Origin of the sequence: Streptomyces asoensis (genome assembly GCF_013085465.1) — a bacterium.
GTDB classification, from domain to species: Bacteria; Actinomycetota; Actinomycetes; order Streptomycetales; family Streptomycetaceae; genus Streptomyces; species Streptomyces cacaoi_A.
In genome coordinates this window covers 1060587-1083564 of the sequence record NZ_CP049838.1, presented here as the reverse complement: position 1 = coordinate 1083564, position 22978 = coordinate 1060587, and the positions used below count along the sequence as shown (strand labels likewise).

Annotated in this window: 13 protein-coding genes and 3 pseudogenes; 8 read left to right on the top strand and 8 right to left on the bottom strand. The window is 70.6% G+C overall.

Translation table 11 applies throughout. The features are described 5' to 3' along the window. Positions 1-51: 51 nt before the first annotated feature. The gene (locus G9272_RS04925) at positions 52-2973 is read right to left on the bottom strand and encodes a glycosyl hydrolase 115 family protein (RefSeq protein WP_171401843.1); all 2922 of its coding nucleotides are present in this window, start codon (positions 2971-2973) and stop codon (positions 52-54) included. Positions 2974-3400: 427 nt separating this feature from the next. Here G9272_RS04925 and G9272_RS04920 point away from each other — a divergent pair, with 427 nt between their 5' ends. The 3 genes from G9272_RS04920 (at position 3401) to G9272_RS04910 (ending at position 7750) form a co-directional block, all read left to right on the top strand. Continuing rightward, the gene (locus G9272_RS04920; protein ID WP_171395380.1) at positions 3401-3862 is read left to right on the top strand and encodes an RpiB/LacA/LacB family sugar-phosphate isomerase; all 462 of its coding nucleotides are present in this window, start codon (positions 3401-3403) and stop codon (positions 3860-3862) included. A 167-nt stretch (positions 3863-4029) separates the two neighbouring features. Continuing rightward, on the top strand, positions 4030-6414 hold the full coding sequence (locus G9272_RS04915; RefSeq protein ID WP_171395379.1) for a phosphoketolase family protein: 2385 nt from the start codon (positions 4030-4032) through the stop codon (positions 6412-6414). Between the two features lie 358 nt (positions 6415-6772). Beyond that, a complete protein-coding gene (locus G9272_RS04910) occupies positions 6773-7750 on the top strand; it encodes an ATP-grasp domain-containing protein (RefSeq protein ID WP_171395378.1) in 978 nt (325 codons plus the stop codon). Here the strand turns inward: G9272_RS04910 and G9272_RS04905 are convergent. Further along, positions 7734-9737 (bottom strand): PAS domain S-box protein, encoded by a 2004-nt coding sequence (locus G9272_RS04905; RefSeq protein ID WP_253267707.1) that lies wholly within the window; start codon positions 9735-9737, stop codon positions 7734-7736. The two genes, G9272_RS04910 and G9272_RS04905, sit on opposite strands and share 17 nt — an antisense overlap. Before the next feature lie 227 nt (positions 9738-9964). On the opposite strand from G9272_RS04905, the gene G9272_RS04900 reads away from it, so the two are divergent. Then, the gene (locus G9272_RS04900; RefSeq protein WP_171395377.1) at positions 9965-12349 is read left to right on the top strand and encodes an ATP-binding cassette domain-containing protein; all 2385 of its coding nucleotides are present in this window, start codon (positions 9965-9967) and stop codon (positions 12347-12349) included. 150 nt (positions 12350-12499) lie between these two features. Here G9272_RS04900 and G9272_RS04895 read toward each other — a convergent pair whose 3' ends face one another. After that, positions 12500-12865, bottom strand: coding sequence for a DUF6479 family protein (locus tag G9272_RS04895; RefSeq protein WP_171395376.1), 366 nt, complete (start codon positions 12863-12865; stop codon positions 12500-12502). Positions 12866-13011: 146 nt separating this feature from the next. On the opposite strand from G9272_RS04895, the gene G9272_RS04890 reads away from it, so the two are divergent. From G9272_RS04890 to G9272_RS04875, 4 genes and pseudogenes are all read left to right on the top strand, one after another. Further along, complete coding sequence (locus tag G9272_RS04890; RefSeq protein WP_171395375.1) at positions 13012-13404, top strand: ferredoxin; 393 nt, start codon at positions 13012-13014, stop codon at positions 13402-13404. A 110-nt stretch (positions 13405-13514) separates the two neighbouring features. Continuing rightward, positions 13515-14693 (top strand): acyl-CoA dehydrogenase family protein, encoded by a 1179-nt coding sequence (locus G9272_RS04885; protein WP_171395374.1) that lies wholly within the window; start codon positions 13515-13517, stop codon positions 14691-14693. Between the two features lie 646 nt (positions 14694-15339). After that, the gene (locus G9272_RS04880) at positions 15340-16260 is read left to right on the top strand and encodes a KAP family P-loop NTPase fold protein (RefSeq protein WP_171395373.1); all 921 of its coding nucleotides are present in this window, start codon (positions 15340-15342) and stop codon (positions 16258-16260) included. Continuing rightward, positions 16179-16877, top strand: a pseudogene (locus G9272_RS04875) (3'-5' exonuclease); the annotation flags it as partial. The gene G9272_RS04880 and the pseudogene G9272_RS04875, both read left to right, overlap by 82 nt. 26 nt (positions 16878-16903) lie before the next feature. Here the strand turns inward: G9272_RS04875 and G9272_RS04870 are convergent. From G9272_RS04870 to G9272_RS04850, 5 genes and pseudogenes are all read right to left on the bottom strand, one after another. Then, positions 16904-17262: pseudogene (locus G9272_RS04870) on the bottom strand (alcohol dehydrogenase); the annotation flags it as partial. 200 nt (positions 17263-17462) lie between these two features. Further along, the gene (locus G9272_RS04865) at positions 17463-18497 is read right to left on the bottom strand and encodes an FAD-dependent monooxygenase (protein WP_301272119.1); all 1035 of its coding nucleotides are present in this window, start codon (positions 18495-18497) and stop codon (positions 17463-17465) included. A gap of 110 nt (positions 18498-18607) precedes the next feature. Next, a pseudogene (locus tag G9272_RS04860) lies at positions 18608-19420 on the bottom strand (HAD-IC family P-type ATPase); the annotation flags it as partial. Positions 19421-19541: 121 nt separating this feature from the next. Further along, a complete protein-coding gene (locus G9272_RS04855) occupies positions 19542-20420 on the bottom strand; it encodes a potassium channel family protein (protein WP_171395371.1) in 879 nt (292 codons plus the stop codon). Positions 20421-20527: 107 nt separating this feature from the next. Further along, positions 20528-22939, bottom strand: a complete 2412-nt coding sequence (locus G9272_RS04850) for a glycoside hydrolase family 65 protein (RefSeq protein ID WP_171395370.1) — start codon at positions 22937-22939, stop codon at positions 20528-20530. Between the last annotated feature and the right edge of the window lie 39 nt (positions 22940-22978).

Sequence of the window (22978 nt, the reverse complement as noted above, 5' to 3'; positions counted from 1 at the left end):
GCCGGTAGTGCCCCGCCGTGGCGTGCCCATGGCGTGGGACTGCCGGCTCGGCTACCGGCTCGGCGCGTCCAGGCCCGTCCCGGTGTCCGGCTCGGGGTTGAACACCGGGTGGTAGCTCTCCGGGGGTGCGAGATAGGCGGCGGCCGGCAGTCCGCCGGTGTCGACGACGATCTGGTCCACGGCGATCCCCGGGTCGACCATGAACACCCGGAGGACATGGTCGCCGGGCTCGGTGACCGTGACGGTCGCGGTCAGTTTCTCGATGCCCTCCTCCACGTTGCGCGCCCAGGCGTCGCCGCGGTTGCCGGTGGCGACGGACTGCCCGGACAGGACGGTGGGCGGCTGGTCGTCGAGGGCGAGCGCCAGCCGCCGCGCGCCGCGCTCGTCGAGCGAGGGCAGCCGGAAGACGGTCACGGGGAAGGAACCAGTGCTGCCGAACCGCACCCGGTACCTCAACTCCGGTGCGTGGGCGACGAAGTCGGAGGTGATCGGGGCCGCCGTGGACGGCACCGCCTCCACGGCGGCGGTACGGCGTCCGAGCCCGCGCACGGTCCGCCAGCGGGCCCGGCCGCGCGCCACCCGGCGCTCGGTGTGCACGGCGTCGATCGAGACGTAGCCGTTGGCCTCGACGAACCCGCGGGCACGCCGACGCGCCCGCTCCCCGTCGTTGACGACCTTCAGGGGCACCTCGAAACGCTGCGCGCCACCCGTGACGGCGACCGTGACGTCGTGCGTGCCCTCGGGTGTCCGCGCCCAGTCGATCTCGACCCACACCCGGGTCTGTTCGGTGAGGGTGCCGCCCGCCGAACTCAGGCGGACCCAGGGGTGTTCTGCCTCCGCGACCCAGTCGACCGCGAGGAAACCGGTGTTGAAGACATCGACGAAGCGCCGGTCCCGGGTGGTGGCGGAGAAGGCCAGCGGCCGCTGCGTGCCGATCTCGTTCCCCTCGGAGGCGACCCCCAGACCCGAGGTCTCCTGCCGGGTGACCCTGGTGACGGCAGGGCGACCCGGCGCCTTGGGGATCTGCGAGGGGTACGGGTTGATGTAGCCGTCCCACTTCCCGCCCGCCACCTCCGTGTTGTACCGCTTGGTGAGCGCCGCCTCCTGGGTGTGCGCCGCTTCGGCGAGGTCCGCGAAGACGTTGGCTCCGGCCCCACGGCCCTGACGTACCGCGAGAGCGTTACGGTCCGCCCAGTAGTACTTGAGGTTCATCAAGTACGCCCCGTGCACGGGGTATTGGACGAGCTCGTAGTAGGCGTCCCGGTACGCCGCGGGGAGTTCCGCCCCCAGCGCCACGGTCCGGTCCAGCAGACGGTCGTACGCGGCCATGCGGCGTCCCGCCTCGTCCCCGTGGTGAACCACGGAGAACATGTTCCGGTCGATGAACTCCGGGCGGCGCTCCGCCGCGAGCCGGTAGTACTCGGTGCGGATCGAGGCGATCTCCTGGGCGTGCCGGAGCCCGAACTGCCGTCCGTACCACTCCGCGAGGAAAGCCCCGACGTCGTCGGCGTGCCATCGGTCCACGTCCCAGGCCATGTCCAGGGAGAAGGACAGTCCGGTCTCGATCGACTTGAGGTCGCCGACGTTGAAGATCCACATCCGGTCCACGCCGTGCTCGTACACCCGGCGCAGCTCCTGCCAGACCTTGGCGAGCTGCGTGGTGTCCAGCCACAGGTAGCTGCGCGGACGGCCCCAGTAGGAGAGGTGGTAGTAGATCCCGTTGCCGCCGGACCGGGCGCGTTCCGCGTCGTCCGGCAGCTGGCGCATGTTGCCGTGGTTGTCGTCCGGCCAGATCAGCGTGACGTCGTCCGGGACCTGGACGCCCGCGTTGTACAGGTCCAGGACCTCCTTGTACGGGATGAAGATCTGCGGCTGCGCCGCCGCGCCGACCTCCTCGGCCAGGATCCGGCGCTGGTCGGCGATGATGTCGTTCATCACCACGACCTTCTCCGGGATCGTGGTGGCGTGCTTCGTCTCCAGCGCGGTGTCGTGCAGGCCGCGCATGCCGATGGTCCAACTGCTCTCGTACGCCGCGTTCTCCCGGGCCCGGGCTCTCCAGTAGTCGGAGATGACGGCGGGGTTCACCGTGTAGTCGTACACCGGCAGGCCGCCGTCGGCGCCGCGGTGCTCCTCGGCCCACGGCGCCCACTCGTGCACGCCGTTGCGCAGCAGGGCCTCCGGGTGGCTGGAGCCGACGACGATGCCGTAGCGCTCGGCGAGTTCGGGGTTCTCCCGGTACTTGTTGAAGAAGTCGGAGTACGGGTGCATGGCCGGCCACAGGTAGTTGGCCTTCAGCCGCAGCAGCAGCTCGAAGAGACGCTGGTACGTCCTCGGGCCGATGTTCTTGTCCGTCTCCTGCGTGCGCTGCGACCAAGTGGTCAGGTTCTGCTCGTCGTTGATGAAGACACCCCGGTAACGGACCGACGGTTCGCGCCGTTCGAAGGGGCCCGCGGGCACGGTGACGGTGTCACGCTGTTCCACGGGTACGTCGGCCCACCAGTACCAGGGTGAGACGCCTATGCGTTCCGACGTGTCGTAGATCCCGTAGACCGTGCCGCGCCGGTCGCTGCCCGCGATCACCAGCGCGCGGTCCACGCCGGGCGCCGGGCGCTCCACCACCTGGGTCACGGAGGCCTCCCAGCGACCCTTCACCCGCCGGACGTCCAGCCGGCCCTGCGCCGCGAGCCGGTCGATGACGGGGCTCGCGCCGAGGGTGCCTACCAGGACCAGTGCCGTGGACCGTTCCGCCAGGGTGTGCCGTAATCCGGGCCGTACGCCGCAGACCCGCTCCACGTCGGCCTGGAGGTCGCCGGCCGCGCGGATCACGGCGGGGTCGTCGGCGGCGTCCACGAACACGTCGACCGCGACGCCGTCCCGTACCAGGTCGAAACCGGGACGGCCGGACGCCGCCGCGGCATGCGCGGCCGTCGGGAGCACCGCGGGCAGCAGCGGGGCCAGCCCGGCGGCCGTCATGCCCCGCAGGAACGCCTTTCGGCTCCACGGCTGCGAGGGGTCCTGCGGTGCGGTGGGCGGCATCGACGCTCCTGGACTGGGCGGTGACATCTACGACGGTGGCATGACCATGCTAGAAAGCGCTTTCCCCTCGGCACCCTAGGTCAGCGTCGACGGCGGCGTCCATATCCGTGCAGGGCCGGTGCCGGTCCGTTTCGGCACAGCACGACGACGAACTCCCCGAACGGCGGGAAGTCGCCCCCGGCCCCGGCAATGAGGCCCGGGCGGGGCGGCGCGGCGGGGCGGCGGCACGGCGGGTGTGCCGAGGGTCCCGCTCGGCCCCGCCACCGCGCGGGCGTCCCTCGTGCTCGCCGGGTGCGCGCTCGCCGTGCGGCCGGGCGGACGCCGGCCCGTGCCGCCGCGCCCTTTCCTCAGTAGGCTCTCCGGCATGCGGATCTCCGTTTCCTCGGACATGGACGAACCAGTGGCCCGCGCCCTCGTCGCGGAACTGCGCGGCCGAGGGCACGACGTGGTGCCGCACGGCGCGCTGCGGCCCGGCGACGACCCCCGATGGGCGGTGTGCTCGGCGGCGGCGGCCGGGGACGTGGCCGACGGGACCTCGGAGCAGGCGGTGGTGTGCTGCTGGACCGGCACCGGCGCGTCGATCGCCGCGAACAAGGTGCCCGGCGTCCGGGCCGCCCTGTGCGCCGACGCCTACACCGCCGACGGCGCCCGCCGCTGGAACGACGCCAACGTCCTCGCCCTCAGCCTCCGTCTGACGTCCGAGCCGCTGCTCAAGGAGATCCTCGACGCCTGGTTCGCCGCCGAGGCCGGCGGGGACGCCGAGGACCGGCGGAACGTGGCCCATGTCGACGGCCTCGACGCCGACCGGGCGCGCTCGGGTTCCTAGGGCCGGCCAGGCGGGACTTTGCGGACACGGCCCAGGGCGCGCCCCTCATACGGACGGCTTCGCTCGCCCGTATGGGTAGCTCGCCCCAGTCGGGTACCCGGCGGCCGGAGAGGGTGGGGAGGTACGGGCACGTACCTCCCAGCGACCCGATCCGGAAGGAACCCGAGATGTCCGTCCACCCGCAAGCGACATCCGCCCGGCTCACCGACGACGAGCTCAGGACCCTGCACGCCCACTGGCGCGCCGCGAACTACCTCTCCGTCGGCCAGATCTACCTCATGGCCAACCCGCTCCTCAGCGAGCCGCTGCGGCCCGAGCACGTGAAGCCGAGGCTGCTGGGCCACTGGGGGACCTCGCCGGGGCTGAACCTCGTGTACACCCACCTCAACCGCGTCATCCGCGCCCGTGACCTGCACGCCCTGTGCGTGTGGGGACCGGGCCACGGCGGTCCCGCGGTCGTCGCCAACTCCTGGCTGGAGGGCACCTACACCGAGACCTATCCGGACGTCACCCGCGACGCGGCCGGCATGGACCGGCTGTTCCGGCAGTTCTCCTTCCCGGGCGGCATCCCCAGCCATGTCGCCCCGGAGACGCCCGGCTCGATCCACGAGGGCGGCGAACTCGGCTACTCGCTCTCGCACGCCTACGGCGCCGCCTTCGACAACCCGGACCTCCTCGTCGCCTGCGTGATCGGCGACGGCGAGTCCGAGACGGGGCCACTGGCCGCCTCCTGGCACTCCAACAAGTTCCTCGACCCCGTCCACGACGGAGCGGTCCTGCCGATCCTGCACCTCAACGGATACAAGATCGCCAACCCCACGGTGCCGGCCCGGATCCCCGAAGCCGAGCTCGACGAGCTGCTGCGCGGCTACGGCCACGATCCGATCCATGTCACCGGCGACGAGCCGAACGCCGTCCACCGCGCGATGGCCCAGGCCATGGACACCGCCCTGGACCGCATCGCCGCCCTCCAGCGCGCCGCCCGCGAGGACGGCTCCGGCGAGCGCCCCCGCTGGCCGGTGATCGTGCTGCGCACCCCGAAGGGCTGGACCGGCCCCGCCCACGTCGACGGGCTGCCCGTCGAGGGCACCTGGCGCGCCCACCAGGTGCCGCTGTCCGCCGTCCGCGACAACCCAGAACACCTGCGCCAGCTGGAGGCCTGGCTGCGCTCCTACCGGCCCGAGGAACTCTTCGACGCCCATGGTGCCCCCCGCCTGGACGTCCTCGCCTGGATTCCCGAAGGCACCCGCCGCCTCGGCGCCACCCCGCACGCCAACGGCGGGCTGCTGCTTCGTGAACTCCCCCTGCCCGACCTGGAGTCGCACGCCGTCCCGGTCGACAAGCCGGGCGGCACCCGGCATGAACCCACCGCGGTGCTGGGCGGGTTGCTCGAGGACGTCATGCGCTCCACCGCCGGCCGGCGCGACTTCCGTCTGGTCGGCCCCGACGAGACCGCCTCCAACCGACTCCAGGCCGTCTACGCCGCCAGCGGCAAGGCCTGGCAGGCGCAGACCCTCCAGGTCGACGAGAACCTCGACCGGCACGGGCGGGTGATGGAGATCCTCTCGGAACACACCTGCCAGGGCTGGCTGGAGGGTTATCTGCTGACCGGGCGGCACGGCCTGTTCTCCTGCTACGAGGCGTTCGCGCACATCGTCGACTCGATGGTCAACCAGCACATCAAGTGGCTGCGCGTCACCCGGAAACTGCCTTGGCGCGCACCCGTCGCCTCTCTCAACTACCTGCTCACCTCGCACGTCTGGCGCCAGGACCACAACGGCTTCTCCCACCAGGACCCCGGCTTCGTCGACCACATCCTCAACAAGAGCCCCGAGGTCGTACGGGTCTATCTGCCGCCGGACGCCAACACACTGCTGTCGGTGGCCGACCATGCCCTGCGCAGCCGCGACTACGTCAATGTGATCGTGGCCGGGAAGCAGCCCTGTTTCGACTGGCTGGGCATGGACGAGGCCCGTGCCCACTGCGCCCGCGGCGCCGGCGTCTGGGACTGGGCCGGCACCGAGAACGGCACCCGCGAACCCGACGTGGTTCTCGCCTGCGCGGGCGACGTCCCCACCCAGGAGGTGCTGGCCGCCGCCCAGTTGCTGCGCCGCGAACTGCCGGAACTCGCCGTCCGGGTCGTGAACGTCGTCGATATCGCCCGGTTGCTGCCGAGCGGCGAACACCCGCACGGCATGGGCGACTTCGAGTACGACGGCTTGTTCACCGCCGACAAGCCGGTCGTCTTCGCCTACCACGGCTACCCGTGGCTGATCCACCGCCTCGCCTACCGCCGCACCGGCCACAAGCACCTGCATGTGCGCGGCTACAAGGAGTTCGGCACCACGACCACGCCGTTCGACATGGTCGTCCGCAACGACCTCGACCGCTACCGCCTCGTCATGGACGTCATCGACCGCGTCCCCGGCCTCGCCGTGCGCGCCGCGGCCGTACGGCAGCGGATGGAGGACGTGCGACTGCGCCACCACGACTGGATCCGCGCCCACGGCACCGACCTTCCCGAGGTCACCGACTGGATCTGGGACGGGTGAGACGGCAGCTCACCGGCGACCGGACAGGGCGCACGGACCGGGGCGGACGGCGCAGAGGGAGGGGCAGCGGGATGGCCGTCGTGCGCCCTGGTACGGCGTCCCGCCCGGTGCTTACAGTGGTCGGCCAGCCCTGCACGCGGATCCGGCGGGGCGAGTCCCACCCCCCGTGGTCACCAGTCGTCCTCGTCCCCTGCACGGCACGCGTCCGGGCCCGGGCACGGCTCCGCGCACCGGAGCGGCTCCCAGGGTGAAGGGTGCGACGACCACCCGCGCGACAGACACCATCCGTGACACCGCTCGTGCCGTGTGAGGGCCCGTCCGCGGTACGAGCGCGCGTCGAGAGCCGCTGGAGGCCGCTGTGTCCCGACCGTGCATCGCCCTGATCGCCGACCCCACCTCGCCCGAAGGCTGCCGTGAGTACCTCGCCGACGCCGTGGAACTGCTCACCGGCGCCCCGCCCGTCCGGGTCGACTCCCGGCACTTCGCGACCGGCGGAACCGGCCGGGGCGTCCGCGACGGAGGCCGGTTACGGCTCCAGGTGCCCGAGGAGCGGCTGGACTTCGTACCCGACGTCGTACTGCTGTACGAGATCCCGCCGCACCACCGGCGGGCCCTCGCCGGCTTCCAGGAGCTCCTGGAGAGCCACGACGTGGTGACCCTGGCCGCCGGACCCGACGCCTGGCGGACCGCGACCGAGAAGAACCTCACCGTCGAACGCTTCGTCCGGGACGGGGTCGCCCAGATGGAGACCGCCGTGCTGTCCCGGCCCTCCCCGCGGGAGGCCGCCGACACGTTCGACCGGCTCGGCCGCGACACCTGGGCCCGGCCCGTCGTCGGCACCGGCGGCAACGACACCTTCCATGTCACCACCCCCGCCCAACTGGAGCTCGCCGCCGCCTACTACGCCGAGCGCGGCACCGACTGGCTGCTCTCCCGCGACGCCGGCAACATCACCGCCGACGGCCGGCGTCACCAGTTCCGGGTCTTCGTCCTGGGCGACCGCGTCGTGCACGCCCGCGAGCACCTCCAGCCGGAGACCGACACCCCGTGCAACACCTGCCAGGGCGCCACCGCCGTCCATATCGCCCCGCAGGACCTCCAGCCCCGGCTCGCCGAACTCGCCGTCGCGGCCACCGCGTCGGTCGGGCTCCCCTTCGCCGGTGTCGACCTGGCCGTGGAGAACGGCGGGGTCGTCTTCGAGGTCAACGTCCAGCCCGCCTTCGTCGACGGCGAGCTGGAACTCCGGGCGGTGGCCGTGCCGTACGTCCAGGCGCACCTGGACGCCTTCGCGCCGGCCTTCGGCGGCCCGCCCCGGGGGCTCACAGCTTCAGCGTGAACCAGGTCGTCTTGCCCTCGTCCGTCGGCCGCACCCCCCAGCCGGCGGCGAGGGCACGGACCAGGATCAGGCCGCGGCCCGACTCCGCGTCCTCGACCGCCACCCGCGGCTGGGGGAGCTGCGGGCTGGGGTCGCTGACCTCGACCGTGAGGTCGGTGGCGGTGCGGTGCAGATGCAGGGCGATCGGGCCCTCGGAGTGCTGCACGGCGTTCGTCAGGGTCTCCGACAGCAGCAGAAGCGCGTCGTCGGCCCGGTCCGCACAGTTCCACGAGGTCAGCGCCTTGTGCAGAAAGGCCCGCCCCTCCGGGACGGAGGCCGGGGCGGCCGGGAAGTGGGTGGTGACGGCGGCCAGTGGAGCGGCCGGCAGCTGCGCGAGCAGCAGCGTGACGTCGTCGTTGTGGCCGTCGGCGTCCGGCAGCAGACCCGCGAGGACATGGTCCGCCGCGGCCTCCAGACAGGGTGTTCCGACGAACAACTTGTCCAGCAGTACGGTCAGTTCACCGATCCGTACCTCGATGTCGCTGCCCGGTGTCTCGATCAGGCCGTCCGTGTAGAGCACCAGGGTGGCTCCGGGCGGTATCTCCGAACTGGACTGCTCGTACAGGATGTCGCCCACGCCGAGCGGTGCGTTGACCGGACTGGGCAGGGCGTTGATGCCCTCGCCCACCCCGGCGACCAGCACCGGCAGATGTCCCGCCGAACACACCGTCACCGTGCCCGCGTCCGGGGCGATCACCAGGTAGCAGCAGGTGACGAGCTGGTCGGGCACATCGAGGTCGGCGACGCAGGTGTCCAGTGCCCGCATCAACTGCCGCGGCTGCATACCGGTCTTGGCCAGCGCGTGCGCGGCCGACCGCAACTGGCCCATCACGGCGGCCGCTTCCAGCCCGCGGCCCATCACATCGCCTATCAGCACACCCACCCGGTCGGCGCCCAGCGGGATCAGGTCGAACCAGTCGCCGCCCACACCGGCGCCCTGGGTGGCGGGCCGGTAGCGGCTCGCGGTGGCCAGACCGGGCAGGGCGGGCGGAGTGCCCATCAGACTGCGCTGGAGCGTCAGGGCGATGTGCCGCTGCTGTTCGTACAGGGCCGTGAGCTCGGCCTCCGCGCGCTTGCGGTCGCTGATGTCCCGCACGATCGCGCACGCCCCGACCACGGTGCCGTGGGTGTCCCGGGTCGGCCACAGCGTGACGTCCACGTCGCGCAGTGCCCCGGTGCTGGTCATCCGCAGCGTCTCGTAGTGCTCGACCTTCTCGGCGTGCCGCAGCCGCCGGAGCAGCTCGCGGATCTCGCCCCGCAGCTCCGGCGGGGCCAGCAGCGAGACGTGCCGGCCGATGGCCTCATCGGCCGTGTAGCCGTACAGGCGCTGCGCGGCCGCGTTCCAGTAGGTGATGTATCCGTCGAGGGTGTGCGCGAGGATCGCGTCCTGCGACGACTCCACGAGCGCGGCGAGCTCGTTGATGCGCGCCTCGGCCGCCTTGCGCTCGCTGACGTCGCGCACGGCCGCCGACACCAGGAGCCCGTCCGCCGTCTCCAGCGGGCTCAGGCTGATCTCGACGGGGAACTCCGTGCCGTTCTTGCGCAGCCCGTGCAGTTCGAGCCCGGCGCCCATCGGACGCACCTGTCGGTTGGCCGTGTAGCCGCTGCGGTGCGCGGTGTGCTGACCGTGGAACCGGTGCGGGATGAGCAGCTCGACCGGCTGGCCGAGCAGTTCCTCGCGGCCGTGCCCGAACAGGGCCTCGGTCTGGGCGTTGACGAGCCTGATGATGCCGGAGTCGTCGACGATGACCATGGCGTCCGGCGCCGCCTCCAGCAGTCCGCGGAACCTTTCCTCGGCCCCGCCGACCGCGCCCTCCGACGGGGGCGCCCCGCAGCCGCACCGTTTCTGCTGAGCCTTCTGCTTCACCTTCCGTTTCGCGGTGTCCGCTCCCGCGCCTGCCCCCGTGCCCGCGCGCCGCGCTGGTTCCGCCCGCATCACGTCGGCCATCTTCCACCTCATCCCGCACGACGAATCAGGCCATCTCAGCGCCTCCGGCCCGCCCGCGCCCCGCGTTGTCGCTTACTGTCCGCCCCCTGTCCGAACCTGAACGCGACCGAACCGATCAGTATTCGAGAAGCGCCGGCCATCGGGTCGGAGCTAGCGTTGCGTCGGTCAGATCGAGCCAGGCGACGCCCAGCCCGCGAAGGCGGTCCCGGACAGCAGATGGAGAGACGATGAGCATGGCCAAGAAGACGGACCCGCCGCCTGCGCAGCACATCGCCGACAGTCACGGTCTGATCCGCGTGCACGGCGCCAGCGAGAACAACCTCAAGGACGTCAGCATCGAGATCCCGAAGCGCCGGCTGACGGTGTTCACCGGCGTCTCCGGCTCGGGCAAGAGCTCACTGGTGTTCGACACGATCGCCGCGGAGTCGCAGCGGCTGATCAACGAGACCTACAGCGCGTTCGTACAGGGCTTCATGCCGACGCTGGCGCGGCCCGAGGTCGACGTGCTCGAAGGGCTGACGACCGCGATCATCGTCGACCAGCAGCGGATGGGCTCCGACCCCCGCTCCACCGTCGGCACCGCCACCGACGCCAACGCGATGCTGCGCATCCTCTTCAGCAGGCTCGGCCGGCCGCACATCGGCCCGCCCACCGCGTACTCCTTCAACACCGCCTCGGTCCGGGCGAGCGGCGGGATCACCGTCGAGCGCGGCACCAAGAAGACGGTGAAGGCGACCTACTCCCGCACCGGCGGTATGTGTGTCCGCTGCGAGGGCCGCGGCACGGTCTCCGACATCGACCTCACCCAGCTCTACGACGACAGCAAGTCGCTCAACGAGGGCGCGCTCACCATCCCCGGCTACAGCATGGACGGCTGGTACGGCCGTATCTTCGGCGGCTGCGGATTCTTCGACCCGGACAAGCCGATCCGCAGGTTCACCAAGAAGGAGTTGCACGACCTCCTGCACAAGGAGCCGACGAAGATCAAGGTCGACGGCATCAACCTGACGTACGAGGGTCTGATCCCGAAGATCCAGAAGTCGATGCTGGCCAAGGACATCGAGGCACTCCAGCCGCACATCCGGGCGTTCGTGGAGCGGGCGATGACGTTCACCGTCTGCCCCGAGTGCGACGGCACCCGGCTCAGCGAAGGCGCGCGGTCGTCGAAGATCGAGAAGGTCAGCATCGCCGACGCCTGCGCGATGCAGATCAGCGACCTGGCCGAGTGGGTCCGGGGCCTCGACGAGCCGTCGGTGGCGCCGCTGCTCACCGCGCTCCAGCACACCCTCGAGTCGTTCGTGGAGATCGGCCTCGGCTACCTCTCGCTCGACCGGCCGTCGGGCACGCTGTCCGGCGGCGAGGCGCAGCGCGTCAAGATGATCCGCCACCTCGGCTCCTCGCTCACCGATGTCACCTACGTCTTCGACGAGCCGACCACGGGCCTGCACCCGCACGACATCAGCCGGATGAACGACCTGCTGCTGCGGCTGCGGGACAAGGGCAACACGGTGCTCGTCGTGGAGCACAAGCCGCAGACCATCGCGATCGCCGACCATGTCGTCGATCTCGGCCCCGGGGCCGGCACGGCGGGCGGCACCGTCTGTTTCGAGGGCACCGTCGAGGGGCTGCGGTCCGGCGACACCATCACCGGCCGCCATCTCGACGACCGGGCCGCCGTCAAGGAGACCGTGCGCAAGCCCACCGGCACGCTGGAGGTCCGCGGCGCGACGGCGCACAACCTGCGCAATGTCGACGTCGGCATCCCGCTCGGGGTGCTCTGCGTGGTCACCGGCGTGGCGGGCTCCGGCAAGAGCTCACTCGTGCACGGGTCGATCCCGGCCGGCGAGGGCGTGGTCTCGGTCGACCAGGGCGCGATCCGCGGCTCCCGACGCAGCAACCCGGCGACGTACACCGGACTGCTCGACCCGATCCGCAAGGCGTTCGCGAAGGTCAACGGCGTGAAGCCGGCGCTGTTCAGCGCCAACTCCGAGGGCGCCTGCCCGACGTGCAACGGCGCCGGCGTCGTCTACACCGACCTGGCGATGATGGCGGGAGTGGCCACCACCTGCGAGGAGTGCGAGGGGAAGCGGTACCAGGCCGCGGTCCTCGAGTACCACCTCGGCGGCCGCGACATCAGCGAGGTGCTCGCGATGTCGGTGAGCGAGGCCGAGGAGTTCTTCGGCGCCGGTGAGGCGAGCACGCCGGCCGCGCACCGGATCCTGGGCCGGCTCGCCGACGTCGGGCTCGGCTACCTCAGCCTCGGCCAGCCGCTCACCACGCTGTCCGGCGGCGAGCGGCAACGGCTGAAGCTGGCCACCCACATGGGCGAGAAGGGCGGTGTCTACGTGCTCGACGAGCCGACCACCGGCCTGCACCTCGCCGACGTCGAGCAGCTGCTCGGCCTGCTCGACCGGCTCGTCGACGCCGGCAAGTCGGTCATCGTCGTCGAGCACCATCCGGCGGTGATGGCCCACGCAGACTGGATCATCGACCTCGGTCCCGGCGCCGGTCACGACGGCGGCCGGATCGTCTTCGAGGGCACCCCCGCCGATCTCGTCGCCGCCCGCTCCACCCTCACCGGCGAGCACCTCGCGGATTACGTGGGCGCCTGACCGAGGCACCCGGGGGCGCGGTGGGACGGGCCGTCAGGGGTGCAGCGGGGCGGGCCGTCACGACCGTGACGGCCCGCCCCGCTCGACTCCTCCCGTGCGGCCTGCTGCCGACCGGCCGCGGTCGCCCTTCGCTCGCCGCGCCGGTCCGGGTCAGTGGGATCCGATGCCGCCCCCGCCGAACGAGCCACTGCTGCCGCGGCTCCAGCGCGGCCGTGTCTTGTCCCCGCTCGACCGGGTCTGCATGTTGGTCAGTTCGTACGGCGTGAGGGGACGGCCGCCCTTCGGCGTCCGAGGCACCTCGTCGGGTTCCCGGTTCTCCCGGACCTCGTGGACCGCGCCGCCCGGCGGGAGGTGCGGCTGTTCCTCGGGGCGCGGCCGGGCCGGCTCGCGCGACTTCACACGCGTGCCCAGCCAGAAGCTGCCGCCCAGCACGGCCAGGACGGCCAGCGCGACCACGAACAGCACGAGGCTGAGCAGGCCGCTCGCGGCGGCCAGCTGAACGCTTGCGGTAGTCATATCAGGCGAATACCCACCAAAGAGGGCATGAACCCGCCACACCGGGCTCGTGACCCTCCGTCGACGGCAGCTCGCGCGCGGCGATCGGCGCCGCCTCCGGCCCGTTCCACGGGTTTCGTGCCGCGCTGCCCGGCTACCCGTCCGGGGTGACTTCGACGACATCTCAGACGTACCAGACATCGCAACAGGAGCTCTTCCGATTCCTGGAGGACCGCTTCGCCTGCGCCCAGGCGTGCACCGAGTGCGCGCGGGCCAGTGCGCTGCGCGCGAGCCTCGTGGATCCGGACGGGACCGACGATCAGGCGCTGCTGCGCCGCAAGGGCATCATGTGCGCGGAGGTGTGCGACGCGACCTGTCGCGTGCTGTCCGAGGACAACCGCCTGGACGAGGCCGGCATCCGCGCCCAGCTGGAGTGGTGTCGGACCGTGTGCCTGGAGACCGCCCACGTCTTCGACAAGCACCCGGGAGCCGAGGACGGCGCCGCCGCCTGCCGTGCCTGCGCCAAGGCCTGCACGGAGTTCATCGGGACGCTGGCCTGACACCAGGGCGCCCGGGACCTGAGGGAAAAGAGCCCCCGCCATTCCCAATTTCTGAAACACGTTCTACCGTGTGCGCCGTCAGGACCGGCCTTGGGGAGCCAGGAGGCGCCGTGCACCTCGACCACACGCCCGAGCAACTGCGGCTGCGCACCGAACTGCGCGCCTACTTCGCCGAGTTGGTGCCGCACAACGCCTACGCCCGGCACATCGACCCGGTCGCCGCGAAACGCTTCTACCGCAAGACGATCCGTCGGCTCGGCGCGGACGGCTGGCTCGGCGTCGGCTGGCCCGAGGAGTACGGCGGCCGCGGCCTCACCCCGATCGAGCAGTTCGTCTTCTTCGACGAGGCCGCCCAGGCCGGCGTGCCGCTGCCGCTGATGGCCCTGAACACGGTCGGGCCGACGATCATGCGGTACGGCACCGACGAGCAGAAGGCGTACTTCCTGCCGAAGATCCTCGCCGGTGAGATCGACTTCGCGATCGGCTACAGCGAACCCGACGCGGGCACCGACCTCGCCGCGCTCAAGACGCGCGCGGTGCGCGACGGCGACACGTACGTCGTCAACGGGCAGAAGATCTGGACGACCAACGGCGACACCGCCGACTGGGTGTGGCTCGCGGTGCGCACCGACCCCGAGGCCCCGCCGCACAAGGGCATCACCATGCTCCTCGTGCCGACCGATGACCCCGGATACTCCTGCACGGTCATCCGCACCCTCGCCTCCCACGACACCACCGCCAGCTACTACGAGAACGTGCGCGTCCCCGTCTCCCGGCGCGTCGGCGCCGAGAACCAGGGCTGGCGGCTGATCACCAACCAGCTCAACCACGAGCGGGTGACCCTCGCCGCGCACGGCACGATGGCCATCCGCGCCCTGCACGACGTGCAGCGCTGGGCGACGGAGACCAAACTCGCCGACGGCCGCCGGGTGGTCGACCTGCCCTGGGTGCGCCGACGGCTCGCCCAGACCCATGTGAAGCTCGACGCGCTCAAGCTCCTCAACTGGCAGATGGTCGGCGCCCTCCAGAACGGCACCCTCACCCCACAGGACGCCTCCGCCGTCAAGGTCTACGGCTCGGAGGCCCGCCGGGACGCCTACGCCTGGCTGATGGAGGTCGTCGCCGCCCCCGCCGCACTCCAGGAGGGCTCGGCGGGCGCCGTCCTGCATGGCGAACTCGAACGCGGCTACCGTTCCGCCGTGATCTTCACCTTCGGCGGCGGCAACAACGAGATCCAGCGGGAGATCATCTCGTGGATCGGCCTGGGGATGCCACGGGTACGGCGTTAGCCTGCTTGTGACGAGGATTTTTAGTTGGCACAAAAGAGGGATAGTTGGCACTGGCGATGGCGGCTCGGTCTGATCGGCGCCGAGTCTCTCCGTGTGCGCCACCGACTCTGATCTGCTGCTCTCGGTGGACGGCTTATCGCGCTGAAGTGGTGTGTATGTGTCCCCTCGGCGATGTTGGAGGCCGCAGAGGCGCCAAGCGGCAGGTTCTGGTCACAAAACCTGCCGAGTTGCGCCGCGTAGAGACTTCGTCGTCGATGTAAGCGGAATAGGTGGCCGCGGCCAAGGTCGGCCTCGCTGGGTGCGCCGACACGAGCGCTTCGTACCCGGGGGCGCCGGTGCGGGGCTGTTCGGGCGCGGCCAGGCGCACGTCGTCTGGCCGGCTGGGTGGGGCGGCGTCGTCAGGGCTGATCACAACGTCGGCACGCCGGGTGGTGTGTCGCATCCTGAGGTCACGGCAGTGCTGTGATACGCATGGCTTTGTTGCAGAAGGCGGCGGTGATGCTGGCACCGAATTCTTTTGCATGTACTCGATCACCTCGGCGGCTACCGGGGTAGCGCTGCGTTGCCTCCTGAGAGGGTCGCTGAGACCCGACCGGCGGCGAGGTGAAGCGGTGAGCGCGCGGATCGGCCTGCCGGGGGGCACCTGATGAGCGAATTGCAGCTGTGGGACGACAATCCGACGACCGTTGATCTTCTGGGATTCACCTCGATCGTCGACACCGTTGTGGCTGCCCTGCATTCGCCGTCTTTGGACCCCGTGACCATCGGAATCAACGCTCCCTGGGGCGGGGGGAAATCCACCGTCCTCGGCCTCCTGCATGAAGCGCTGGACCAGGAATCCGGGTACCGCGTGATCCGGCTCGATCCGTGGGAGTTCGACGACCAGTTCGACGTGCGCGGCGCTGTCATCGGTGAGGTCCTGCAGGATCTGCTGACCGCCTACCCGGACGAAGACCTCGGGGATTCCGTCAAAGGATTGCTGGAGCGCATCAGTTGGTCACGTGTCGCGGCCAGCGTGGCCCGCGGCCGACTGGTGGCACAAACCGAAGAGCTCGTCAAAGCGTTCACGCCCCGGTCTAGGGAGGACGCCAAGAGCCTGGCGGGATTCCGCAGTGAGTTCGCCAAGCTGCTCCAGGACTTGGCGCCCCTAAAGCGTCTGGTTGTTCTGGTGGACGATCTCGACCGGTGCCTGCCGGACGCAGTGATGGCCACTCTGGAGGCCATCAAGCTGTTCCTGTCCGTCAAGAAGGTGGCGTTCGTCCTGGCGGCTGATCAGGAGATGGTGCGGGAGTCCATCGCCGTCAGCCTTGACGCCACGGGCCGCGGAGAGCAGTTCGCGCTCCGTTACCTGGAGAAGATCGTTCAACTCCCGCTGTCGCTGCCGCGCATCAGCACGGACGAGGCGGGCGCCTTCATCGCCCTCTTGCTGTCACAACGCCGGTGTGAACAGGAAGATGACTACAAGCAGTTGGTCGGGCACGCCCAACAGCGTCCTTCCGCTTCGGCCCTCTCCTTGCCGAACAAGCCAACCGCTGGCTCGAACTTGCGGAGGCACCCATCCGCCTGACCGGAAGCGAGACCATCCCTACCGAGGTCGGAGACGTGGCCAACCCGGATGCAGTGCTGTGCCGCGCCAACATCGGCGCCATGGCCGAAGTCATGCGCCTCCTCTCCGAAGGGCGCCGCGTCGCCCTGGCTCGCGGCGGGCACACGCTCGCCTCGCTGGCGCTCGCAGCTCGCGACCTCAAGGAAGGACGCCGCACCAGCCACCCCGAACTCGTCCTCTTCGCCTCCTGGGGCGAAGTACAGGACTACGTGACCTACGATCCGGCAGGAGGCGACCTCCAGCCCTTCGTCGACCTCGTCGATACGCACGGCCCCGACGCCATCCTGGCCGCACTCGACGAACTCACCGACGAGGACCATGCTGACGTGACCGTGTCCACAGCCCACAAGGCCAAGGGGCATGAATGGGCAACCGTCCGGATCGGCGACGACTTCCCACCTCCCAAGGACACCGACCAGCACGACGCCGAGGGCCGTCCCATCCCGGAACCCGTCAACGACACTGACGCCCGCCTCGCATACGTCGCCGTCACGCGTGCACGCCGACGACTCGACCTAGGGGGGTTGTCCTGGATCGATACACATCCCGCAGCTTCAAGTCCCATTCCAGTTGCATAACTCAACACCAGCGAGCCCCAGCAACAGCCCACGGGACCGGCGCCCACCACGACGACGGTGTCGTCGGGGCCCACGTGTCCGTTCCGTACTCCGACTTCGTAGGCGGTGAGGAGGATCTCGGCGGGCAGTACTGCGTCCTCCAGCGTCAGGGCACCGGGCCGCCGGTGGAGGAGTTTTCGGCGAAGGGCACTTGTACGACGTCGGCCTGTGTTCCGTTGATCAGGTTTCCGAGGACCTCGGGTAGGGTTCCGCGCCGGATGCGTAGGTGAGCGCCGCAGATGGTTATGGCGTCGACGCGTACGATCACGTCGGGCGGGGCTTCGACTGGATCCGTGACCGGGTCCCAGGACGTCAGTCCGGGGCCGTGGTAGACGAGTGCTCGCATGGCCGCCTCGGCCACCTTCTTCCACCGTCGCTCTCGAAGGAGGCCGGGCAACCGGGAGAGTCACAGGTTGTCGGGCTCCTCATGACCTCAGGCTCGGGGGCTACTCAGGGGCAGAACGCCGCTGAACTGAGCCTTTCAGGGCGGGCTTTCCCATCGGGCCCATGTCCGACACGTCGTGGCATCGGACGTTTTCGCGGCGTTCACGGTCGGCTTGATGGTGATGCCGATGCGCCGATCAGTGAGAGCCAGTTGCTCAGCCCGGCCGCGTCGGTGGTTCCGCACCGGAAGTCGACATGCCCGTCCGGGCGGACCGCGATCAGACCGCGGCCGGGGCTGTTCCTCAGCCGGAGGACAGTGACTTGGGGACCGAGCACCGCGTCCGGCGGCGGGGCGGCGTCGCGCTGTAGCAGCACGTGCACGCCCGCACCGGCGAGCAGCCCGTGCAACCGTTGTGGAGGCCCCCCGACGCTGACGGTCGCGTCCGGTAGGCGGTCTCCCGGGCGAGGTGCACCATGCAGGCGCGGTCTTCCCTCCACCGACAGGGCGCTGTGCCCGTAGTTCACCCGCAGTTGGGAGATGAAGCGGATGCCTTCGGCGACCAGCCGTCGCCGGTCCAGGAGGATCGGCACGGCCGGGGCTGCGCGCGGAGCGGCCACCGCGCGCAGCCACGAGGGGATCCGGCCGGTCGATGCCTCTGCCCAGAACACCGTGTGCGTGAGGATCAGCCGTCGGTGGGTGGCCGGCCGGCGCTCCGTGTCGTAGGAGTCGAGCAGCACTTCGGCACCGAGCCCGCCCGCGGCCTCGCCTCCGGAACAGTTCGCCGCAAAGCCGAGCTTCCAGCCGAGATTCACCGCGTCCTGGATGCCGGCGTTCATGCCCTGGCCGGTGGCCGGTGAACAGTTGTGAGCCGCGTCCCCCGCGAGGAAGAGCCGCCCGCGGCGGAATCGTGCGGCGAGGCTGCACTGGAGGGGCACCCGCGCGGACCACGCGAGGCGCTCGATCCGGGCGTCCAGCCCGACGTCGCTCAGAAGTCGCTGCAGATCGGTATGCGGGACGGCGGTTCCGAGCTGGCCGAAGTCCAGTCCGGACCCGCCGGCGGACGCCCGTGTGGCCAGCAGCCGCCAGGCGGCCTGCTCTCCGAGCGGGAAGAGGAACAGCAGTCCTTGACGACCCGCGAACACCTGGGCGCCGGAGCGGCCGGAGTCGCCGCTGAGATCGAGGTCGGCGAGGACCACCTCTTCGGTGTAGGGCCTGCCGTGCCACCCGATGCCGGCGCAGACCCGCACGGTAGAGCGAGAGCGAGCGTCACCACGGCCGGGAGGGACTCCGGAACGGCAGCGACGGCAAGACTGATCGCCGCTACGATCATCAGCTCCGCGGGCTGTCCGCGCACCAGCGCGAGGGCGAGCACGACCGCGCACAGTGCGACGGTGACCATCGCGAGAGTACGGCCGAAGTTCGCCAACCGGTGCTGCAACGGGGTGAGACCGGGCGCGGCGCCCATGAGCGCGGCGATCCGGCCGAGGGCGCTGTCGGCACCGGTGGCGGTCACGACGACCCGTCCGCGGCCCCGAACGATGACCGTCCCAGCCGACAGCACCCCCTTCGTCCCGCCACTGTTGGGGGCCTTCTCCACCGGAGCGGACTCACCTGTCGACGACGACTCGTCCGCCGGCAGCAACGTCGCAGCGAGCACCTCTCCGTCCGCAGGGACGATGTCCCCCTCGGCCACCAGGACCAGGTCGCCCGGAACCACCTCGGATGCCGGGACGGAGAGTTCCTCACCGTCTCGCACGACCCTGGCGGCCGGGGCGCTCATGGCGGACAGGGCCAGTACCGCCTCTTCCGCCCGCACCTCCTGCACGACGCCGACCACGGTGTTCACGGTGATCACGAGCAGGATGACGGAGGCGTCGGAGAGATCGCCGGTGGCGACCGTCAGGGCGGCCGCCACGAGCAGGACGAGGATCAGCGGGTCACGCAGTTGCTGCAGCACCCGCCGCCACACCGGGGTCCGCAGTTCCGAGGGGATCTCGTTGGGCCCATGGCGCGTCAGACGCCTTGCGGCCTCCTCCGACGACAGACCTGTCGCGGGAGTCGCCTCCGAGCGTCGGCTTGCCTCGGCAGCGGGCCGCTGGCTGTCACCGCGGCGGTTCACGGCCGTCGCTGAGGTGTGCCCGGACGGCTCTGCGTGCTGGGTGCCATAACCGCTCCCGTCCCTTTGACTGGCCGCCCCTTGAGGACGGAACCCCGTTTCTCGGATTGCCACCCTTGCTCGTTCACGGCTGAGCGCCGTCGCGGCCGTGGTCGGCGGCGTAAGCGGCGAACACTTCCGTCGGCGGGCCGCCCGTATGGAGGAAACGTTGGTCGAGGATGGCGGCGAGGTCTTTCAACGCGCCTGCGAGCAGCGCGCCGGCCAGTCGCACCTCCGGCCGTTCCGCCGCCTGCCCGCGCTGGGCGAGTACGGCGGCGTAGCCGACCATGGCCGCCAGCGACGAGTGGTCCTCCCCGTCGTGGAAGTAGTACGCCTCGGCGTACTGGGTGAAGTCGATGCGGACGCGTGAGACGTCGGTGGCCAGGCTGTCCAGCAGCAGTGCTCCTGCGGTGCAGTCGATCTGCCGCGTTGTGGGCTCGGCGTCGCGCAGCAGAGCCAGTCGGACGGCCAGGACCCTCCTGCGGGTCAGCGCCGGATAGATCTCCAGCACCCAGGAGACGGTGGCCGTCAGGAGGGCGAAACCGATGAGGGCTTCGAGCGGTGAGACCAGACGGAGCCAGCCCTCGTCGGGTGCGATGTCACCCAGCCCCAGGGTGGCCACCGTGACGAGCGACAGATACACGGAGTCGAGTAGCGCCGGTTCCTGCGCCGCCTGGGAACCGGGGGCGAAGGTGAACGCCCCGGGCATGTGGGGCCAGTAGACGATCGCCCAGCCGAGGACGACGGTGACGGCCCACATGCTCACGACCGTGACCATGGCCAGCGGCCCGACGAGCCCGACCACGCGGCCGGGCGGACGGAAACGCCGGGCAAGGCGCCACAGTGCCGTCATCACGAGGCGGCTCAGACCACCGTGGCGCGTGGGGTGCCAGAGGGTGTGGAAAAGGTCCCGCAGGGTCACCATGACGAGTCCGACACCGACCAGCGAGACCAACCACTTCATCCGCGTCTCCCACGGCGCTCTGGCATGAAACGGAAACCCGCTGCGGAGCCCGGGCCAAGCCTAGGCCGTGTGCGGCGCGTGACGGTGCGGATGCGCCGACGCCACGCTCATTCGCTCGGATCATCCGCCGACAGTACGAGCGTGCAGGTCTCCCCAGGTGCCACGGTCACGGCCCGGTCCGCCAGCACCACGCGGATCGCTGACTCCTCCGAGTCGGGCACGCCGATCTCCAGCCGCCCGCTCAGGCGCCGTATGCGCACCCCCCAGTGGCCGCGATAGCGCAGCGAGAATCCGTACTCGGAGAGTGCGGGAAGAGGCACGGGGTCCAGCCACAGCGCGTCCTCGCGCGTCTCCAGTCCGGTCAGGCCGCGCTGGACCAGGTCGAGGGTTCCGGCCATGGCCCCGAGATGAATGCCTTCGCCAGTTGTGCCGCCCTGTATGTCGGCGATGTCTGCCTCCAGGGCCTCCTGGACGTACTGCCATGCCTCGGCTCGTCTGGCCTTGGCGAGGACCAGGCCGTGGACGAGGCCGCTGAGTGTGGAGCCGTGGCTGGTGCGCCGGAGGTAATAGTCGACGGTCCCGCGCCAGACCTCGTCGTCCAGGTCGTAGCCGAGACGCCTGAACAGCTGCCGCAGCTCGCCGGGTGAGAACAGGTAGCCGAGCATGAGGACGTCGGCCTGCTTGGACGCCTTATAGCGGTTGACCGTGTCGCCCTCGGCCTCCAGGATCCGGTCCAGCCGCCGGATGCCGTCGTAGCGCGTTCGGTAGGCGTCCCAGTCCAGCTCGGCCAGATCGTCGTAGCCCTCGAACTGGCTGATCACGCCACGGTGGAACGGCACCCACAACCGTCGGGAGATCTCCTCCCACTTCGGAAGTTCGTCGTCGTCCAGCCGGATGCGATCGCGCAGCTCCTCCCGGCGCCAGACGGGAAGGCGCCGCAGTAGATCCAGGGCGCGGCCGAGCACCCAGGCGGCGGTGACGTTGGTGTACGCGTTGTCCTCCAGCCCTGGCTGAGCGGCGCCCGGGTAGGCGTCGTGGTACTCGTCGGGGCCGACGACTCCGCGGATGTGGTAGCGCTCCGTCGCGGGGTCGAAGACCGCGAGGTCCGCCCAGAAGCGGGCTATCTGCAGCAGCATGTCCGCACCTCTGGTGTGCAGGAACTCGGTGTCACCGGTGGCCTCGCAGTACTGCCACACGTTGTACGCGATCGCCGAGCCCACGTGGTGCTGGAGATGGGAGTGGTCCGGCAGCCAGCGGCCCGAGCGGGGGTTGAGGTGCCACTGCTGGGTCTCCTCGCGGCCGTCGCTGCCGCTCTGCCAGGGGTACATCGCCCCGGCCCGGCCGATCGCGGCGGCGGCCCGGCAGGCCCGGGGGAGGCGTCGGTACCGGTAGTTCAGCAGGGCCCGGGAGACCTCCGGGAAGTGCAGGTTGAGGTACGGCACGACGAACAGCTCGTCCCAGAAGACGTGGCCGCGGTACGCCTCGCCGTGCAGACCCCGGGCCGGGACGCCCACGTCCAGGTCCGCGGTGTGCGGGGACAGCGTCTGTAGGAGGTGGAAGAGGTGGAAGCGCAGGACTCGCCCGGACTGACCGGGTACCTGGATCTCCGCGCGCCGCCACAACCGCTCCCAGGCCGCGACATGGGAGTTCAGCAGGCCCGCGAAGTCCGCGGCCGAGGACACCCGGTCGACCGCCGCCCCGAGAGGATCGCTGATCGCCGTGTCGCGTGAGGTGTGGACCGCCACGGTCTTCTCCACGGCGACGGGACGGCCGGGAGCGAGCGGGACCACCAGGCGGTGGACGGCACGGTGGCGGCCTGGGCGGAGCTCCGACGAGGCCGGTGGCAGGTCGGCGACGACCGTCCGGGCGGCCATGGCGACACCGATGTCGGAGGTGCTGGTCCGGCATGTCAGCCAGACCGTGCTGGGCTCCCGCGCCCCGGTCCGCACCTGGGTCAGCTGGTGGTGGTTGAGGGCACGGTAACGGTGCACATTGCCGTTGTGTACCTCACCGTCGAGGCAGGACTCGATTTCGACATCTCCCGACCAGTCCTCGGCGGTGAAGACCGTCCGCAGCGCGGCCAGATGAGGATCTTCCATGTGCACCAGGCGGGTCTGCTCGACAGCGACCACACCTGCCTTCTCGTCCCGGTGGCGGAAGGCGCGGGTGAGCGTGGCGTGGCGCAGATCCAGGGTGTGCCGGTGGTCCAGGAGGGTGCGCGGATGAGGGGAGAACCAGGGGCCCCACGCACCCTCGGCGCGGCGCAGGCGGAACCGCAGGAGCAGCCAGTTCGGCAGGTTGACCAGGTCCTCGTTCACCACCTGTCGTCCCGCAACCGTCGACTCCGGGCGGTTGTAGCATCCGGCCGCGTAGGTTCCCGGGTAGTGCACCAGGCCCGCCCGGCACTCGGGCACCGCACCTCGTGTGGCGAAGTAGCCGTTGCCGAGCGTGCAGAGCGACTCCCGCAGCTGTTCGGCAGCGGGGTCGTACCCCTTCCACTCCCACGTCCACTCCGCCATCCGTGGCCCTCCTCAGTTCGGAAGTCGGGGGAGCCGGGC

Excerpts from the sequence above, each read along its gene's own strand:
- G9272_RS04925 (WP_171401843.1), bottom strand. The coding sequence starts at position 2,973 with ATGACGGCCGCCGGGCTGGCCCCGCTGCTGCCCGCGGTGCTCCCGACG.
- G9272_RS04920 (WP_171395380.1), top strand. The coding sequence starts at position 3,401 with ATGCGGATCTCCGTTTCCTCGGACATGGACGAACCAGTGGCCCGCGCC.
- G9272_RS04915 (WP_171395379.1), top strand. The coding sequence starts at position 4,030 with ATGTCCGTCCACCCGCAAGCGACATCCGCCCGGCTCACCGACGACGAG.
- G9272_RS04905 (WP_253267707.1), bottom strand. The coding sequence starts at position 9,737 with ATGGCCGACGTGATGCGGGCGGAACCAGCGCGGCGCGCGGGCACGGGG.
- G9272_RS04900 (WP_171395377.1), top strand. The coding sequence starts at position 9,965 with ATGAGCATGGCCAAGAAGACGGACCCGCCGCCTGCGCAGCACATCGCC.
- G9272_RS04895 (WP_171395376.1), bottom strand. The coding sequence starts at position 12,865 with ATGACTACCGCAAGCGTTCAGCTGGCCGCCGCGAGCGGCCTGCTCAGC.
- G9272_RS04880 (WP_171395373.1), top strand. The coding sequence starts at position 15,340 with ATGAGCGAATTGCAGCTGTGGGACGACAATCCGACGACCGTTGATCTT.
- G9272_RS04855 (WP_171395371.1), bottom strand. The coding sequence starts at position 20,420 with ATGAAGTGGTTGGTCTCGCTGGTCGGTGTCGGACTCGTCATGGTGACC.
- G9272_RS04850 (WP_171395370.1), bottom strand. The coding sequence starts at position 22,939 with ATGGCGGAGTGGACGTGGGAGTGGAAGGGGTACGACCCCGCTGCCGAA.